Genomic DNA, 16,694 nt, shown 5'->3' with positions numbered 1-16,694 from the left:
ACATGATCGCCATAGGGGCCCCGGCCAAACACATCCACCCAGCCGGGCACCACAACGACAAACGACCGCGGCTTGAAGAAACGACCGGGCACACCAAGATCCTGGGCTCGAAAACACCGCCACGCGGACCCACCGCCCCGGACCCAAAGCCCAGGCCCAGCCCCAGGCCCGGAGCAGACCCGCCGCGATCCCCGCAGCCCGCTAGATCACCGGCTCCAGCAGGTACGGCCGGGACTCGGGCGCGGCAGACCGGGTCGCATCCGCGGCCTCATCCCCCGGCAGCGTCTGCGAATCCCGCTCAGCCTCCACCCGAGCCAGGTAGATCTCCACTTCCCGCTTCCGCTCAGCCTCGTCCCACCCGAGCACCCCGCCCATCAACCCGGCCACCTGCTCCGCGCAGGCAATCCCCCGGTGCGGGTACTCGATGGAGATCCGCGTCCGCCGAGCCAACGCGTCCTCCAGGTGCAGCGCCCCCTCGTGGCTGGCCGCGTAGACGATCTCAGCCCGCAGGTAGTCGGGCGCCTCCTCCACCGGCTTCAGCAGGTCCGGGTCGGACTCGGCGAGCGCCAGCACCTCGTGCACCAGCGACCCGTACCGGTCCAGCAGGTGCCGCACCCGGTACGGGTGCACCCCGTGCCGGGCGGCCAGCAGGTCCGCCTGGTTGACCAGCGCGTGGTACCCGTCGGCGCCCAGCAGCGGGACCTGGTCGGTGATCGAGGGTCGCAGCCGCCCGGGCAGGTCGACCGCTGCGGCGTCGACCGCGTCGGCGGCCATGACCCGGTAGGTCGTGTACTTGCCCCCGGCGATGGCGACCAGGCCGGGGGCTACCCGGGCCACGGCGTGCTCGCGGGAGAGCTTGGAACTCTCCTCGCTCTCCCCGGCCAGCAGCGGCCGCAGGCCCGCGTACACGCCTTCGATGTCGTCGTGCGTCAGTGGCGTGGCCAGCACCGAGTTGACGTGGTCGAGGATGTAGTCGATGTCCTTCTTCGTCGCCGCCGGGTGGGCCAGGTCGAGGTTCCAGTCCGTGTCGGTCGTGCCCACGATCCAGTGGTTGCGCCACGGGATGACGAACAGCACCGACTTCTCCGTGCGCAGGATGAGCCCGGTGTCCTCGGCGACGATCCGGTCCCGGGGCACGACGATGTGCACGCCCTTGCTCGCCCGGACCCGGAACCGCCCGCGCGACCCGGAGGCGCGCTGCAACTCGTCGGTCCACACGCCGGTGCAGTTGATGACCACCCCGGCCCGCACGTCGACCGACTCGCCGCCCTCGGCGTCGCGCACCCGGACCCCGGTGACCCGGTCGGCCTCGTGCAGGAAGTCGACCACCTGGGTGGAGGTGCGGACCACGGCGCCGTAGTGCGCGGCCGTGCGCGCGACCGTCATCGTGTGCCGGGCGTCGTCGGCCTGCGCGTCGTAGTAGCGGATGCCGCCGATCAGGGCGTCCCGCTTGAGCGACGGGATCAGCCGCAGCGCGCCCGCGCGGGTGAGGTGCTTCTGCCCGGGCACCGAGCGGGCGCCGCCCATGGAGTCGTAGAGGAACAGCCCGGCGGCGGTGTACGGGCGCTCCCACACCCGGTGGCGCAGCGGGTACAGGAAGCTCACCGGCTTCACCAGGTGCGGGGCGAGCCGGGTCAGCATCAGCTCCCGCTCCCGCAGCGCCTCGCGGACCAACCCGAACTCCAGTTGCTCCAGGTAGCGCAGTCCGCCGTGGAACAGCTTGCTGGAGCGGCTGGACGTGCCGGAGGCGAGGTCGCGGGCCTCGACCAGGGCCACCCGCAGACCGCGGGTCGCGGCGTCGAGCGCGGCACCGGCGCCGACGACGCCACCGCCGACCACCACCACGTCGAAGGTCTCCGAACCCAGCCTGCGCCACGCCTCGGCGCGGTCGGCGGGGCCGAGGCCACCGGCGTCGGTGTCCGGTGTGGACCGGCTGGTCGGCTCGTCGGCCATGGTCTGGCTCCTGCTCTCCCGCCATCGGAATCGGACATCGCCAACGCTACCCGCGACACGCGCACCCCGCGCGCAATCCTCCTGGCGAAAGCAGTGCAGAGCGCCACACGTGCCATGGACAGCGGCCCGTACTTGGCGGTAACGTCCGGTCTCGCTCAGGGTAGGCACCGCGGCCGGCCCGACCGGTTTGGCATGTGGGCCGCCCCCGTCGAGGGGAGTCCGGTCGGTGGGTTTCGGGGAGATCGTCCTCTGGGAGTTGATGGGCACCGCCGCGCTGACGCTGCTCGGCTGCGGTGTCGTCGCCAACACGGTGCTGCGCAAGTCGCTCGGGTTCCAGGGCGGCTGGCTGCTGGTCAACATGGGCTGGGGCATGGCCGTGTTCATCGGTGCCAGCATCGCCGCGCCCACCGGGGCGCACCTGAACCCGGCGGTCACCGTCGGACTGCTCAGCGCGGGCAAGCTGCCCTGGGGCGACGTCCCGGCGTACCTGATCGGTGAACTGGTGGGCGCCTTCCTCGGCGCCGTGCTGTGCTGGCTGACCTACAAGCTCCAGTTCGACGACCACGACGAGCCGGAGGGCACCCTGGGCATCTTCGCCACCGGGCCCACCGTGCGGAACCTGCCGTGGAACGTGCTCACCGAGGTCATCGGCACCTTCGTGCTGGTCCTGTGGGTCCTGACCAGCCCGGCGGCCAAGGCCGGGGAGGGTGGCGTGCCCGCCTTCGGCAACGGCGCGCTGGGCTACGCGGCGGTGATGTTCGTGGTCATCGGCATCGGCAACTCCCTCGGCGGCCCCACCGGCTACGCCATCAACCCGGCGCGCGACCTCGGCCCGCGCCTGGCCTACGCGGTGCTGCCGATCAAGGGCAAGGGCAGCGCCGACTGGGGGTACTCCTGGGTGCCGGTGGTGGGGCCGCTCGTCGGCGCGGTGCTGGCGGGCCTGCTGTTCCAGGTCTTGCCCCAGGCCGCCTGACCGAGAGACCGTCCTCCTCCTGAGCGACTGAAAGGCTGATCCAGCAGATGACCACGTACGTCGCCGCGATCGACCAGGGCACCACCTCCACCCGCTGCATGATCTTCAGCCACGCGGGCGAGGTGGTCGCGGTCGACCAGCGCGAACACGAGCAGATCTTCCCCAGGGCGGGGTGGGTCGAGCACAACCCGGCCGAGGTGTGGGAGAACACCAGGGCGGTGGCCGCGGGCGCGCTGGCCAAGGCCGACCTGACCGCGGCCGACATCGCCGCGGTGGGCATCACCAACCAGCGCGAGACCGCGGTGGTGTGGGACCGCAAGACCGGCGAGCCGGTCCACAACGCCATCGTCTGGCAGGACACCCGCACCGACCGGATCGCCACCGAACTGGGCAACCTGGGCGGCGGCCAGGAGCGCTACCGGCAGAAGACGGGGCTGCCGCTGGCCACCTACTTCTCCGGCCCCAAGGTCAAGTGGATTCTCGACAACGTCGAGGGCGCCCGGGAGCGGGCCGAGGCGGGCGAGCTGCTGTTCGGCAACATGGACACCTGGGTGCTGTGGAACATGACCGGAGGCGTCGACGGCGGCCTGCACGTCACCGACCCCACCAACGCCTCCCGCACGCTGCTGATGGACCTGTCCACCCTGTCCTGGGACGCCGACATCGCCGCGGAGATGGGCATCCCGCTGTCGATGCTGCCGGAGATCCGCTCCTCCTCGGAGGTCTACGGCAAGGTGCGCGAGCGCGGCGCGCTGGCGGGCGTGCCCATCGCGGGCATCCTGGGCGACCAGCAGGCGGCCACCTTCGGCCAGGCCTGCCTGTCGCCGGGCGAGGCCAAGAACACCTACGGCACCGGCAACTTCGTGCTGCTCAACACCGGAACCGAGCAGGTGATGAGCGAGAACGGCCTGCTCACCACGGTCTGCTACAAGATCGGCGACAACGCCCCGGTGTACGCGCTGGAGGGCTCGATCGCGGTCACCGGCTCCCTGGTGCAGTGGATTCGCGACAACCTGGGCATGATCGGCAGCGCCGCCGAGATCGAGGACCACGCCCGCTCGGTGGACGACAACGGCGGCTGCTACTTCGTCCCCGCCTTCTCCGGCCTGTTCGCCCCCTACTGGCGCTCGGACGCGCGCGGCGCGATCGTCGGCCTCACCCGCTACATCAACAAGGGCCACCTGGCCCGCGCGGTCCTGGAGGCCACGGCCTACCAGAGCCGCGAGGTGATCGAGGCGATGAACGCCGACTCCGGCGTCCCCCTCAAGTCGCTGAAGGTCGACGGCGGGATGGTGGTCAACGAGCTGCTGATGCAGTTCCAGGCCGACATCCTGGGCGTGCCGGTCATCCGCCCGGTGGTCGCGGAGACCACCGCCCTCGGCGCCGCCTACGCCGCGGGCCTCGCGGTCGGCTTCTGGGCGGGCGAGGACGACATCCGCAACAACTGGGCCAAGGACAAGGAGTGGACCCCGTCGCTGGACGAGGCGGAGCGGGAGAAGACCTTCACGAAGTGGAAGAAGGCCGTCACCCGCACCTTCGACTGGGTCGAGGACGACGACTGACCGTCAGCGCAGGACCGCCTCGACGACGCTCAGGGCGATGAGGGCCAGGGTCAGCACGATGCTCACGACGAGGGCCGCGGTGGCCGAAGCACGGTCGCCCATCGCACCCCTCCTGGCCTTCACCACACCGATGATCGAAAACACCAGGCCCGCGATCCAGCACAGCGAGCCCAGCGCGGACAAGGTGTCACCTAGGCGGATCACCAGGCCCAGCAGCACCAGGAGCGCGCTCGCACCGGAGAGCCCGAGCGAGGTGAAAGCGTGGGTGTTGCGCGGCAGCGGCACCGGCGGCCCGCTCGGGTACTGGCCGTGGGGCTGCGGCGGGCCACCCGGGTGCCTGCCGTGGAACTGCGGCGGGCCGTACTGCTGCGGCGGGTACCCGGGCGGCGGCTGCTGCTGCGGGTGACGGCCCGGCGGCGGGTGGCCGGGCGGCGGGAATCCGGGCTGCGGCTGACCACCGGGCTGCTGCGGGAAACCCGGCTGCGGGAAGCCACCCGACTGCGGGTACCCAGGCGGCGGGTGGCCACCCTGTTGGGGTGGTCCCTGGGGGTGGCCCGGCTGGGGGAAAGAGCCTGGCTGGGGTGGGACACCCGGGTACTGGCCGGGGTGGGGCTGGTTCACAGGTGCGCTCTCCGGTGCCGTGGGGCTTTCACCGGATGATCGCGCACTGTGGCGGGAACGTGAGGGGCGGGACGCGAACCGGACCTAGAGGCGCACGAGAACGTTCACCAGGATCAGGACCAGGATCACCAGCACGGCCAGGATGCTCACGGCGAAGGCGGCGATGGCCAGCGTCTTGTTGCCCATGGCGCCCTTGTTCGCCTTCACCAGGCCGATGCTGGAGAACACCACGCCCACGGGCAGGAGGGCGAGGGTGAAGACCGTCGAGACCGGCAGGAGGAGCAGGAACACCATCCCCAGCCCGGTGCACCCGAGCCCGACGAACGCGTGGACGTTGACCGGGGCGGGCATCGGACCACCCGGGTACCGGGCGTACTGCTGCGGGTGGCCGGGCCCCCACTGCGGCGGGTACTGCGGCCCGCCCTGGGGGAAGTGACCGGGCTGCGGCGGGTACCCGGGCTGCGGCTGGCCACCGGGTTGCTGCGGGAAACTCGGCTGCGGGAAGCCGCCCGACTGCGGGTACCCCGGCGGCGGATACCCCGGCGGTGGGTAGGCGCCCTGCTGCGGTGGCCCCTGCGGGTGGCCCGGCTGGGGGAAGGGGCCTGACTGGGGTGGGACACCCGGGTACTGGCCGGGGTAGGGCTGGTTCACAGATTCGCTCTCCGGTGCCGTGGGGCTTTCACCGGATGATCGCGCACCGTGGCGGGAACGTGAGGGGTGGGTGTCGGGGCGGCGGGAGGGCCGCCGCCCCGGACGGCGCCCGGGTGGGCCGCCTAGACGGAGGCGAACACCGAGGCGACCGCGATGATCACGATGACGTCGATGGCGAGGCCGATGACGCCGCAGACCAGGCCCGCGACGGCGAGGCCCTTGTTGGTCGCCTGGCCCTTGTTGGCCTTGGAGATGCCGACGCCGGACAGGGAGACGCCGATGATGCACAGGATGAGGCCGACGATGCCGAGCCAACTGAAGAGCAGGCCGAGCAGGCCGGTGACGAAGCCCGCGGTGCCGATGCCGTTCTGCGGCGGCACCATCTGGTGGTAGCCCATCATCGGGGCGGCCATCTGCGGCGGGGCCTGCGGGTAGGCCTGCGCCGGGAAGGGCTCGGAGTAGGCCTGCACGGGGTGGGGCTCCGCGTACGGCTGCGCGGGGAACGGCTCCGAGTGGGCCTGGGCCGGGAACGGCTCCGAGTGGGGCTGGGCAGGGGTCGAGTCCGGGTGCGGGTGGCTCATGGTGGGCGCCTCTCTGCTGGTGGTTCGCTACCATCAGTCGCGAGAGTGGCGCCCTGCGTTACGGCGCTGCTCTGGTCGGGTGGCGGTGATCGTCCACTTCATCGGCATCCGGGGCGCAGCGTTTCACGCTCAGACACGCTCTTCGGGACCTGGCCGATCCCCCCGCAGCGCGGGCAGAAATCGCGGCGGTTCGGGGCGAGGCCCGATCCCAGGCACTCCGGGCACTCCGACCGAGCAGACATGGTGGCCTCCAGCACGACCTGTGGCGCAACAGGACCACTATGAGTACCGCTTCCATCCGGTGGTGACCAGACTAGTCGATCTCTTTCACCCGATCTTGCTAAAAATGGCAACGCTCGGCAACGGTCAGCTAATCCACAACAACACAGTGTCGCCCCCGGCCGCCGCCGCGGTGAACAGCTCCACCAGTCCCCGGTAGGCGCCGCCGAGGTAGGCGAGGTCTTCCTCCGGGTCCTCCCAGATCATCGGGTAGACGCCCGCACCGGTGAGTTCCGCCGGGTCGAAGTGGGCGGCGAGCAGGTCGAACGGCGTCGCCGACAGGTGCGCGGCGATGGCCGCGACCCGGGTGGGCGGGAACTCCAGCACCGCTTCCTCCGGTGCGGTCCCGGGCGGTCCCGCCAGTTCCGCGCCGCCGAACACCGGGTCCACCGGCGCACCCGAGCGCTCCAGCAGGAACTGGACGCCGTGCCAGGCCTTGTCCGTGTCGAGGACCCGGTCGGCGTACGCCGGGTCGTGGAACAGGCCGAGCACCCAGCCGCGGTCGGACCGGGCGCGGTCGACGTCCGGCGCGGGCAGGCGGACGTAGTGGCCGATCATCCCCATGGGTCAGTCCAGGTCGTCGTGGCGCATGAGCTGGCGGCCCGCCTCGGTGATCGACCCCGACAGCGACGGGTAGACCGAGAAGGTCAGCGCCAGGTCGTCCACCGTCAACTGGTTCTGCACGGCCAGCGCGATGGGCAGGATCAGCTCGCTCGCCCGCGGCGCCACGATCACCCCGCCGATGACCACCCCGGTGGCCGGGCGGCAGAACAGCTTCACGAAGCCGCGGCGCAGGCCCTCCATCTTGGCCCTGGCGTTGGTCGCCAGCGGCAGCATGACGGTGCGCGCGGGGACCGTGCCCGCGTCGATGGCCTGCTGGTTGATGCCGACGGTGGCGATCTCCGGGTGGGTGAACACGTTCGCCGCGACGGTCTTGAGCTTGATCGGGGCCACCCCCTCGCCGAGCGCGTGCCACATGGCGATGCGGCCCTGCATGGCCGCGACGGACGCCAGCATGAGCACGCCGGTGCAGTCGCCCGCCGCGTAGACGCCGGGGACGCCGGTCCGCGAGACCCGGTCGACCTTGAGGAAGCCGCCGTCGCCCGGGGCGAGGCCGATCCTGTCCAGGCCGATGTCGTCGGTATTGGGGATGGACCCGACGGTCATCAGCGCGTGGCTGCCCCGCACGACCTCGCCGCCCTTGAGGTGCACGGTGACCCCGGTGCCGTCGCGGTCGATGCGCTCCGCGCGGGCGTGCTTGACCAGGGTGGTGCCGCGCTCGGCGAACACGTCCTCCAGCACCGCGGCGGCGTCGGCGTCCTCGTGCGGCAGCACCCGGTCGCGGCTGGAGATGACGGTGACCTTCACGCCCATCTCGATGAACGCGGAGGCGAACTCGGCGCCGGTGACCCCGGAGCCGACCACCACCAGGTGCTCGGGCAGTTCCTCCAGGTCGTAGATCTGGCGCCAGTCCAGCACCCGCTTGCCGTCCGGCTCCGCGCCGGGGATGACCCGGGGGGTGGCCCCGGTGGCGACCAGCACCACGTCGGCCTCGACCACCTCGGACTCGCCGCGGGACTCGATGCGCACCCGGTGGCTGGCCATGCCGGTGTGCGGGTCGCAGAAGCGGGCCTCCCCGTGCACCACCCGCACGCCCTCGCGCTGCACCCGGTTGCGGACGTCGGCGGACTGCGCCAGCGCCAGGCCGCGGACCCGGCCGCGGACGACCGGCAGGTGCACGGTGGAGTCCACGTCGTCCACGCCGATGCCGAGTTCGTCGGCGCCGCGGAAGGCGACCCGGGCGCTGGCGGAGGCGATGAAGGTCTTCGACGGCACGCAGTCGTAGAGCACGCAGGCGCCACCGAGGCCCTCGCGCTCGACCACGGTGACCTCGGCCCCGTGCTGCGCGGCGACCAGGGCGGCCTCATAACCGGCCGGACCCCCACCCATGATCACGATCCGGGTCACCAGGTCCTCCTTCGCACGAACTGGCAAAAACGCCGCTGACGTCCACGAACACCATATGCGGGCGGTCGCGGGGCCGTGGCGGGTGGCCGCGAAATGGTGATCCACCGCGCGGCTGCCTGGCGTTCGGCGCCATCGTCGCTAGGCTGTCGACGTGCCGCTCTACGCCGCCTACGGGTCGAACATGGACCCGGGCCAGATGATGGAACGTGCCCCGCACTCGCCGATGGCGGGCACCGGCTGGCTGGTGGGCTGGCGGCTGACCTTCGGCGGTGAGGACATCGGCTGGGAGGGCGCGCTGGCCACCATCGTCGAGGACCCGGACTCGCAGGTGTTCGTCGTGCTCTACGACGTCACCGACGACGAGCAGGACCTGGACCGGTGGGAGGGCTCCGAGCTGGGGCTGCACTCGAAGATCCGGTTGCGGGTGCAGACGCTGGAGGGGTCGGTGCTGGCCTGGCTGTACGTGCTGGCCGCCTACGAGGGCGGTCTGCCCTCGGCCCGCTACCTGGGCGTGATGGCCGACGCGGCGGAGGCCGCCGGGGCGCCCGCGGACTACGTGGCCGACCTGCGCATCCGACCGTGCAGCGGGATCGGTCCCGCCACGAGCTGACACAACCCAGGGCGAGGGTCGCACGTCTTGTCGGGTATGAGACGAAATTTGTCGGGTATGAGACGAAACGCCTTCCGCATCGCCCTGGTGGCCGCGACCGCCGCCGCCGCGCTCTTGCCCGCCACCACCGCCACCGCGGCGACCCCGTACTGCGGGATCACCTGGGGTTCCGGGCCGAAGGACGCCCCGGCCACCGCGTACGGGCCGCTGACCGGTGTCCGCGCGGGCACCCAGCCGTGCTTCGACCGCCTGGTGCTCGACGTGACCGCCACCAGCGGCTACCACGTCAGGTACGTGCCGGAGGTCTTCGAGGACCCCACCGGCGACCCGGTCCCCCTGCGCGGTGGCGCCTTCCTCCAGGTCGTCGCGGAGAACCCGGCGTACGACGACGCCGGGAACCCCACCTACCTCCCGGCGAACCGGGCCGAGCTGGTGGACGCGACCGGCCTGCCGACGCTGCGGCAGGTGGCGTGGGCGGGCTCGTTCGAGGGCCAGACCGGCCTCGGCGTGGGTGTCCGCGCGCGGCTGCCGTTCCGGGTGCTGGTGCTCAGCGACCCGCCTCGGCTCGTGGTGGACGTCGCCCACCAGTGGTGACCGCCCGGGCGGAACGGCTCAGGCGAGCGCCGCCAGCGCGGTGTGCGTCATCACCCGCACGCCGGTGAGCAGGGCGCGCTCGTCGAGCTGGAACGTGGGCTGGTGCAGGTCGCGCATCGGGCCCTCGCCCGGCCAGACGCCCAGGCGCATGAACGAGCCCGCGCGGTGCTGCAGGTACCAGCCGAAGTCCTCGCCGCCGCTGGACTGGTTGGTGGTGGTGAGCGCCCCCTCGCCGAGGGCGGCGGCGACGGCGTTGTCCAGGATCTCGGTGCTGTCCGCGTCGTTGAGCACCGGCGGGACGCCGCGGCGGTGGTGCAGGTCGTAGCCGACGCCGGTGGGCACCAGCAGCGACTGCACCAGGCCCGCGACCAGCGGTTCCAGCTCGGCCCAGATCGAGTGGTCGCCGGTGCGCAGGGTGCCGCGCAGCAGGCCCTCGCGCGGGACGGCGTTGGGCGCCTCGCCCGCGTGCACCGCGCCCCACACCAGGACGGTGCCGGAGCGGGGGTCGACGCGGCGCGACAGCAGCGCGGGCAGGCCGGTGATGACCGTGCCGAGGGCGTGCACCAAGTCGGCGGTGAGGTGCGGGCGGGAGGTGTGGCCGCCGGGGGAGGTGAGGTGCAGCTCCAGCAGGTCCGTGGCGGAGGTGATGGCGCCGACCCGGGTGCCGACCCTGCCGACCTCCAGCCTCGGGTCGCAGTGCAGGCCGAAGATCCGGTCGACGCCGTCGAGGCCGCCCGCGTCGATGACCTCCAGGGCGCCGCCGGGCATGACCTCCTCGGCGGGCTGGAAGATCAGCCGGATGCGGCCGGGCAGCTCCGGCGCGCTCGCCAGCGCCAGCGCGGTGGCCAGCAGGATCGTGGTGTGCGCGTCGTGGCCGCAGGCGTGGCAGGCGCCGGGCTCGGTGGCCGCGTGCGGCAGGCCGGTGGCCTCGGTCATCGGCAGCGCGTCCATGTCGGCGCGCAGCGCGACGCAGCGCCCGCCGGTGCCGATGTCGCAGACCAGGCCGGTGCCGCCGGGCAGGACCTGCGGTTGCAGGCCCGCCGACTTGAGCAGGCCCGCGACCAGTTCGGTGGTGGCGAACTCCTGCCGGGACAGCTCCGGGTTGGCGTGCAGGTGGCGGAACCAGGCGAGCACGTCGCCGGAGTTGGCGGCCAGCCACCCGTCGAGCCAGTCGGGGCCGCGGCCCGCTCCGAGATCCTCCACAGGGGGCATACTGACCCCACTCGGGGAGATCAGCACAGCGGGATCACCTCCCGGTGTCCCGGAGTCGTCGTCCGCGGGCAGGTCGGGGCGCGAGTACAGCACGGTCACGCGATCCCTCCGACGGTGTACTGGGCTTGGGCTGCGGTGTCCATCGGGGACGATCCTGCCCCATCCGGTCCGGGCACCGTGTCCTCGCCCACCCCGGCGCGGTCCGCGGTCCGCGCGCTGCGCCGAGCGGGCGACCGGCTTCGGTGAGACCGAATTCGATGATCAAGTCGACCGGGCGTCCGCTGAGCCGAACCGCCGCTACTTCTTCTTGGCCCGCTTCCGGTTGCCGTAGATGACGATGCCGAGCAGCACCACCGCGACCGCGCCGATGATCAGGTTGTTGCGGGTCTTGGCCGTGTCGGCCTCGCTGGGCGCGTCGATCACCGGTCCGGCCGGGGCGGTCGTCGTCGTCGGCGGCTGGGCGAGGGCGCTCGCACCGGCGGGCGCGGCGCCGAGCAGGAACACGACGAACACCGCGAGCAGCAGCTTGGTCGCGCGGACGGCCATGGGGGCCTGCCTCCAGGGTCGGGAGCGTAACGGGACGACCACCAGGTTAGTCGGACCGCTCACGCTCCGCGAAGGCCGAAAGGATCTTCTGCGCGGCCAGGGTGGCGGTCAGTTCGCCGTCGCGCACCCGCCGTTCGACCGACGGGGTGAGCGCGCGGACCGCCGGGTGCTCGCGCAGCCGCGACAGCAGGGTGTCGTGGACCATCGACCAGGTCCAGTCGACCTGCTGGGTGCGCCGCTTCTCGGCCAGCTCCCCGGACCCGTCGAGGACCTTGTGGTGCTGCTCGACCTGCTCCCACAGCGTGTCCAGCCCCACGTTCTCCTGGCCGCTGCACGTCAGCACCGGCGGCGTCCAGGTGGCCTCCGGCGAGCGCAGCAGCCGCAGCGCCCCGGCCAGCTCGCGGGCCGCCTTCTGCGCGTCGCGGGCGTGCTCGCCGTCGGCCTTGTTGACCGCGATGACGTCGGCCAGCTCCAGCACGCCCTTCTTGATGCCCTGGAGCTGGTCGCCGGTGCGGGCGAGGGTGAGGAACAGGAAGCAGTCGACCATGTTGGCCACGGTCGTCTCCGACTGCCCGACGCCGACGGTCTCCACCAGCACGGTGTCGAAGCCCGCCGCCTCCATCAGCACGATGGTCTCGCGGGTGGCCTGGGCGACGCCGCCGAGCGTGCCGGAGGTGGGCGAGGGGCGGATGAAGGCGGCCGGGTCCACCGCCAGCCGCTGCATCCTGGTCTTGTCGCCCAGGATGCTGCCGCCGGTCCGGGTCGAGGACGGGTCGACGGCCAGCACCGCGACCCGCCTGCCCGCGCCGGTCAGGTTGGTGCCGAGCGCGTCGATGAAGGTCGACTTGCCGACGCCGGGGACCCCGGTGATGCCGACCCGGTGCGCGCCGCCCGCGTGCGGGAGCAGCTCGACGAGCAGCTCCTGGGCGAGCGCGCGGTGGTCGGCCCGCCGGGACTCCACCAGGGTGATGGCCCGCGACAGCAGGGCCCTGTCCCCGGCCAGCACGCCCTTGACCAGCGAATCCAGGTCGGGCAGCCTAGCCAAGCTCGTACCCGTGCTGATCGCCGAGCTTGCGCAGCAGCTCGGCGGCGGCGTCGGCGATCACGGTGCCCGGCGGGAAGATCGCCGCCGCGCCCGCGGCCCGCAGCTCGTCGAAGTCCTGCGGCGGGATGACCCCGCCGACGACGATCATGATGTCGTCGCGGCCCAGCCCGGCCAGCTCCTCGCGCAGCGCGGGCACCAGCGTCAGGTGCCCGGCGGCGAGGGAGTTGACCCCGACGATGTGCACGTCGGCCTCCACGGCCTGGCGCGCGACCTCGCCGGGGGTGGAGAACAGCGGGCCCACGTCGACGTCGAAGCCGAGGTCGGCGAACGCGGTGGCGATCACCTTCTGGCCGCGGTCGTGCCCGTCCTGGCCCATCTTGGCGACCAGGATGCGCGGGCGGCGCCCCTCGGCCTCGGCGAACGCGTCCACGACCGCCCGCGCACCGTCCACGTTGGACACCCCGGCTCCCACCTCGTCCCGGTAGACGCCGGAGATCGTGCGGATCTGCGCGGCGTGGCGGCCCCAGACCTTGCCCAGCGCCTCGGAGATCTCCCCGACGGTGGCCTTGGCGCGGGCCGCGTCGATGGCCAGCTCCAGCAGGTTGCCGTCGGCGTCGGCGGCCCGGGTGAGCGCGTCGAGCTTGCCCTGCACGGCGTCGTTGTCGCGCTCCTCGCGCAGCCGCCGCAGCTTCTCCAACTGCTGGGCGCGCACCCCGGCGTTGTCCACCTTGAGCACGTCGATCTGCTCGTCTTCGTCCACGCGGTACTTGTTGACGCCGATGACCGGCTGGCGACCGGAGTCGATGCGCGCCTGGGTGCGCGCGGCGGCCTCCTCGATCCGCAGCTTGGGGATGCCCGCGTCGATGGCCTGCGCCATGCCGCCCGCGGCCTCCACCTCGCTGATGTGGCCCCACGCCTTGCGGGCCAGGTCGTAGGTCAGCCGCTCGACGAACGAGCTGCCGCCCCACGGGTCGATCACCCGGGTGGTGCCGGACTCCTGCTGCAGCAGGAGCTGGGTGTTGCGGGCGATGCGCGCGGAGAAGTCCGTGGGCAGCGCCAGCGCCTCGTCGAGGGCGTTGGTGTGCAGCGACTGGGTGTGGCCCTGGGTGGCGGCCATGGCCTCGACGCAGGTGCGGATGACGTTGTTGTAGACGTCCTGGGCGGTCAGCGACCAGCCGGAGGTCTGGCAGTGCGTGCGCAGGCTCAGCGACTTCGACGACTTCGGCTCGAACTGCTTGACCAGCTTGGCCCACAGCAGCCGGGCCGCGCGCATCTTGGCGACCTCCATGAAGAAGTTCATGCCGATCGCCCAGAAGAACGACAGCCGCGGCGCGAACCGGTCCACGTCCAGCCCGGCCTCGCGGCCCGCCCGGATGTACTCCACGCCGTCGGCCAGGGTGTAGGCCAGTTCCAGGTCAGCGGTCGCCCCGGCCTCCTGCATGTGGTAGCCGGAGATCGAGATGGAGTTGTACTTCGGCATGTGCTGGGAGGTGAAGGAGAAGATGTCGGAGATGATCCGCATCGACGGCCGCGGCGGGTAGATGTAGGTGTTGCGGACCATGAACTCCTTGAGGATGTCGTTCTGGATGGTCCCCGCGAGCTTGTCCGGCGTCACCCCCTGCTCCTCGGCCGCGACGACGTAGAGCGCCAGCACCGGCAGCACCGCGCCGTTCATGGTCATCGAAACGGACATCTTGTCCAGCGGGATGCCGTCGAAGAGCTGGCGCATGTCGTAGATGGAGTCGATGGCCACGCCCGCCATGCCCACGTCACCGGCCACCCGGGGGTGGTCGGAGTCGTAGCCGCGGTGGGTGGCCAGGTCGAAGGCGACCGACAGCCCCTTCTGACCGGCGGCGAGGTTGCGCCGGTAGAAGGCGTTGGACTCCTCGGCGGTGGAGAACCCGGCGTACTGGCGGATGGTCCACGGCTGGTTGACGTACATCGTCGGGTACGGCCCGCGCAGGTACGGGGCGATGCCCGGGTAGGTGCCCAGGAAGTCCAGGCCCGCGGTGTCCTCGGCGGTGTAGACCGGCTTGACGCCGATGCCCTCCGGGGTCTCCCAGGCCAGGGCGTCGGCGCCCTTGCCGGTGGACTCGTCGAGCGCCTTCTGCCAGTCGGCCGGGGTCGGGGAGACCGGCTCGCCGAGGTCGACGGCGGAGAAATCGGGGATGCTCATGCGGGGACTCCCAACGTCTCCAGCGTGGTGCGCAGCACCGTCAGCGCGTCGCAGCCGGTGAACACGAAATCGTCCACACCGGAGCGCAGGTGCTCGTCGGACGGCTTGCCCGCCAGCAGCAACCGGGTGGCGTCGCCGCGCAGCGCCTCGATCACCGGTCCTGCCAGCTCGGTGTAGGACCTGTCTGATCCGCAGAGGCAGGCGATGGTGGCGCCGCTCTCGGCGAAGCGGGCGGCGGCGGTCTCCGCGTCGGAGATCACCCCGCCGGTCACGGTCTCGACGCCGCCCGCCTGGAACAGGTTGGCGGCGAACCCGGCGCGCGCGTTGTGCGCGGCGACCGGGCCGAGCGTGGCGAGGAAGACCCTGGGGCGGGCGCCGGTCTCGGCGAGGACCCGGTCGGAGCGGTCGCGCAGCTCCTCGTAGGCCTCGGCGTAGCGGACCGCGGGCAGGCCGCCGCCGGGCTCGACCGGTTCCGGGGTGCGGACCACGGCCTTCTCGGCGAGGTTCGGGAACTCGCTGACCCCGGTGATCGCGTCCGCCCGGGTGGCCAGGTTGGCCGAGCGGGCCGCCCAGGTGGCCGCGAGCCGGTCGCCGACCAGGCCGGAGTCCAGGGCGGCGACGATCCCGCCCGCGCGCTCGATCTCGGTGAACCAGGACCACGCGGCCCTGGCCAGCTCGTCGGAGAGCCGCTCCACGTACCAGGAGCCGCCCGCCGGGTCGATCACACCGGCCAGTTTGGACTCCTCCAGCAGCACCGACTGGGTGTTGCGGGCGATGCGCCTGGCGAACGCGTCGGGCAGGCCGAGCGCGGCGTCGAACGGGAGCACGGTGACCGCGTCCGCGCCGCCGACCCCCGCGCCGAAGCAGGCCAGCGTGCTGCGCAGCATGTTCACCCACGGGTCGCGGCGGGTCTGCATGGCCGGGCTGCCGACCGCGTGCTGGCGCTGCGCGGCCGCTCCCGCCGAGATGCCGCTGACCTCGGCGACCCTGGCCCACAACCGGCGCGCGGCGCGCAGCTTGGCGATGGTGAGGAACTGGTCGGCGGTGGCGGCGTAGCGGAACTCCAGCCGGGCCGCGGCGGTGTCGACGTCGAGCCCGGCCTCGGTCAGCGCCCGCAGGTAGGCGACGCCGGAGGCGAGCGCGGCGCCGAGTTCTTCCGCGTCCGACCCGCCCGCGCGGTGGTACGGGGTGCCGTCGACGGTGATGGCCCGCAGCAGCGGGTGCCGGGCGGTGTCGGCGGCCAGCGCGGCGGCGTCGCCGAGCAGGTCGGCGCCGGAGCCGGTGCGCGCGTGCAGGCCGATCGGGTCGGCGCCGAGGTTGCCCTTGACCTCGCTGGCCGGGATGCCCTTGTCGGTGTGCACCCGCAGCAGTTCCCCGGCGGCGGCGCGGAAGTCCGCCCCCGCCTCCAGGGTGACCGGGGCCAGGTCCAGGTAGACCTCGGAGAGCACGTCGCCGAGGGAGGCGATCGGCAGGCCGGACCCGCCGAGCACCAGCCACAGCGAGGTGACGCCGTTCTCCAGGTCCGACAGCACGGCCTTCGCGGTGGCCGCCGGGTCCGGGTCGGCGTGCCGCTGGCGCACGTCCCACCCGCCCGCGACGTTCCCCTCCGGACGGCCGCCGCGGGTGAACGGCGGCAGACCGGGGAAACCGGCGGGCGGAGCGGTGTCCTCGGCGGTGTAGAGCGGGGCGAGCGTCACACCGTCGTAGGTGCGGGTGGACAGCAGCGACTCGACCGACTCGTCGAAGCCCTCCGGCACCGCGTTCGACTTGCGCAGGACGCCCGCGACGAGCTCCTGCCACTGCTCGCGCGCGGCCTCGGCGAACTCACCGGCCAACGTCAGCTCGTCCGGCTCGGCCTGCGGCGCGGAGGGGGGTGTCATGACCCGCAATGCTACGGAAACCCGTGCTCAACACCAGGTGGCA

Annotated in this window: 16 protein-coding genes; 5 read left to right on the top strand and 11 right to left on the bottom strand. The window is 72.4% G+C overall.

From position 1 onward, the window contains the following. Positions 1-201: 201 nt before the first annotated feature. On the bottom strand, positions 202-1,953 hold the full coding sequence (locus UO65_RS19770; RefSeq protein WP_035284751.1) for a glycerol-3-phosphate dehydrogenase/oxidase: 1,752 nt from the start codon (positions 1,951-1,953) through the stop codon (positions 202-204). Between the two features lie 226 nt (positions 1,954-2,179). Between UO65_RS19770 and UO65_RS19765 the strand changes: the two genes are divergently transcribed. Together UO65_RS19765 and glpK are read left to right on the top strand one after the other, a co-directional pair. Continuing rightward, the gene (locus UO65_RS19765) at positions 2,180-2,926 is read left to right on the top strand and encodes an MIP/aquaporin family protein (RefSeq protein ID WP_084175906.1); all 747 of its coding nucleotides are present in this window, start codon (positions 2,180-2,182) and stop codon (positions 2,924-2,926) included. A 47-nt stretch (positions 2,927-2,973) separates the two neighbouring features. Next, positions 2,974-4,488: a glycerol kinase GlpK gene (glpK, locus tag UO65_RS19760; RefSeq protein ID WP_035284750.1), complete on the top strand. Its 1,515-nt coding sequence runs from the start codon at positions 2,974-2,976 to the stop codon at positions 4,486-4,488. 3 nt (positions 4,489-4,491) lie between these two features. Here the strand turns inward: glpK and UO65_RS19755 are convergent, their stop codons facing one another. Continuing rightward, entirely contained in the window at positions 4,492-4,773 is a 282-nt protein-coding gene (locus tag UO65_RS19755) for a hypothetical protein (protein ID WP_035284749.1), read from the bottom strand. On the opposite strand from UO65_RS19755, the gene UO65_RS19750 reads away from it, so the two are divergent. Beyond that, positions 4,750-5,148, top strand: coding sequence for a hypothetical protein (locus UO65_RS19750; protein ID WP_152552171.1), 399 nt, complete (start codon positions 4,750-4,752; stop codon positions 5,146-5,148). The two genes, UO65_RS19755 and UO65_RS19750, sit on opposite strands and share 24 nt — an antisense overlap. 45 nt (positions 5,149-5,193) lie before the next feature. Here the strand turns inward: UO65_RS19750 and UO65_RS35980 are convergent, their stop codons facing one another. The 4 genes from UO65_RS35980 to UO65_RS19730 all read right to left on the bottom strand — a co-directional run bounded on the left by UO65_RS35980 (position 5,194) and on the right by UO65_RS19730 (position 8,588). Further along, entirely contained in the window at positions 5,194-5,760 is a 567-nt protein-coding gene (locus UO65_RS35980; protein ID WP_152552170.1) for a hypothetical protein, read from the bottom strand. A 122-nt stretch (positions 5,761-5,882) separates the two neighbouring features. After that, the gene (locus UO65_RS33465) at positions 5,883-6,341 is read right to left on the bottom strand and encodes a DUF4190 domain-containing protein (protein ID WP_052021382.1); all 459 of its coding nucleotides are present in this window, start codon (positions 6,339-6,341) and stop codon (positions 5,883-5,885) included. 366 nt (positions 6,342-6,707) lie between these two features. Continuing rightward, positions 6,708-7,184 carry a YfbM family protein gene (locus UO65_RS19735; protein ID WP_035284743.1) on the bottom strand — a complete coding sequence of 159 codons (477 nt, stop codon included), beginning with the start codon at positions 7,182-7,184 and terminating at the stop codon, positions 6,708-6,710. Between the two features lie 3 nt (positions 7,185-7,187). Further along, entirely contained in the window at positions 7,188-8,588 is a 1,401-nt protein-coding gene (locus tag UO65_RS19730) for an NAD(P)H-quinone dehydrogenase (RefSeq protein ID WP_035284741.1), read from the bottom strand. A gap of 151 nt (positions 8,589-8,739) precedes the next feature. Between UO65_RS19730 and UO65_RS19725 the strand changes: the two genes are divergently transcribed. Further along, on the top strand, positions 8,740-9,198 hold the full coding sequence (locus UO65_RS19725; RefSeq protein ID WP_035284736.1) for a gamma-glutamylcyclotransferase: 459 nt from the start codon (positions 8,740-8,742) through the stop codon (positions 9,196-9,198). Positions 9,199-9,255: 57 nt separating this feature from the next. Next, the gene (locus UO65_RS19720; protein ID WP_035284734.1) at positions 9,256-9,792 is read left to right on the top strand and encodes an AMIN-like domain-containing (lipo)protein; all 537 of its coding nucleotides are present in this window, start codon (positions 9,256-9,258) and stop codon (positions 9,790-9,792) included. A gap of 18 nt (positions 9,793-9,810) precedes the next feature. Here UO65_RS19720 and UO65_RS19715 read toward each other — a convergent pair whose 3' ends face one another. From UO65_RS19715 to UO65_RS19695, 5 genes are all read right to left on the bottom strand, one after another. Beyond that, a complete protein-coding gene (locus UO65_RS19715; RefSeq protein ID WP_035284730.1) occupies positions 9,811-11,103 on the bottom strand; it encodes an amidohydrolase in 1,293 nt (430 codons plus the stop codon). Between the two features lie 198 nt (positions 11,104-11,301). Further along, the gene (locus UO65_RS19710) at positions 11,302-11,550 is read right to left on the bottom strand and encodes a hypothetical protein (RefSeq protein ID WP_035284729.1); all 249 of its coding nucleotides are present in this window, start codon (positions 11,548-11,550) and stop codon (positions 11,302-11,304) included. Positions 11,551-11,596: 46 nt separating this feature from the next. Then, positions 11,597-12,595 (bottom strand): methylmalonyl Co-A mutase-associated GTPase MeaB, encoded by a 999-nt coding sequence (gene meaB, locus UO65_RS19705; protein WP_035284728.1) that lies wholly within the window; start codon positions 12,593-12,595, stop codon positions 11,597-11,599. After that, complete coding sequence (gene scpA / locus UO65_RS19700) at positions 12,588-14,771, bottom strand: methylmalonyl-CoA mutase (protein WP_035284726.1); 2,184 nt, start codon at positions 14,769-14,771, stop codon at positions 12,588-12,590. The genes meaB and scpA overlap by 8 nt, the downstream gene beginning before the upstream one ends. Further along, entirely contained in the window at positions 14,768-16,651 is a 1,884-nt protein-coding gene (locus UO65_RS19695) for a methylmalonyl-CoA mutase family protein (RefSeq protein WP_035284725.1), read from the bottom strand. Before UO65_RS19695 ends, scpA begins: the two co-directional genes overlap by 4 nt. Positions 16,652-16,694: the final 43 nt, after the last annotated feature.

The sequence above is a fragment of the Actinokineospora spheciospongiae genome (assembly GCF_000564855.1).
In the GTDB taxonomy this organism is placed as follows: domain Bacteria; phylum Actinomycetota; class Actinomycetes; order Mycobacteriales; family Pseudonocardiaceae; genus Actinokineospora; species Actinokineospora spheciospongiae.
The sequence above is the reverse complement of the archived record's forward strand: the minus strand, read 5'-3'. Positions and strand labels throughout refer to the sequence as shown.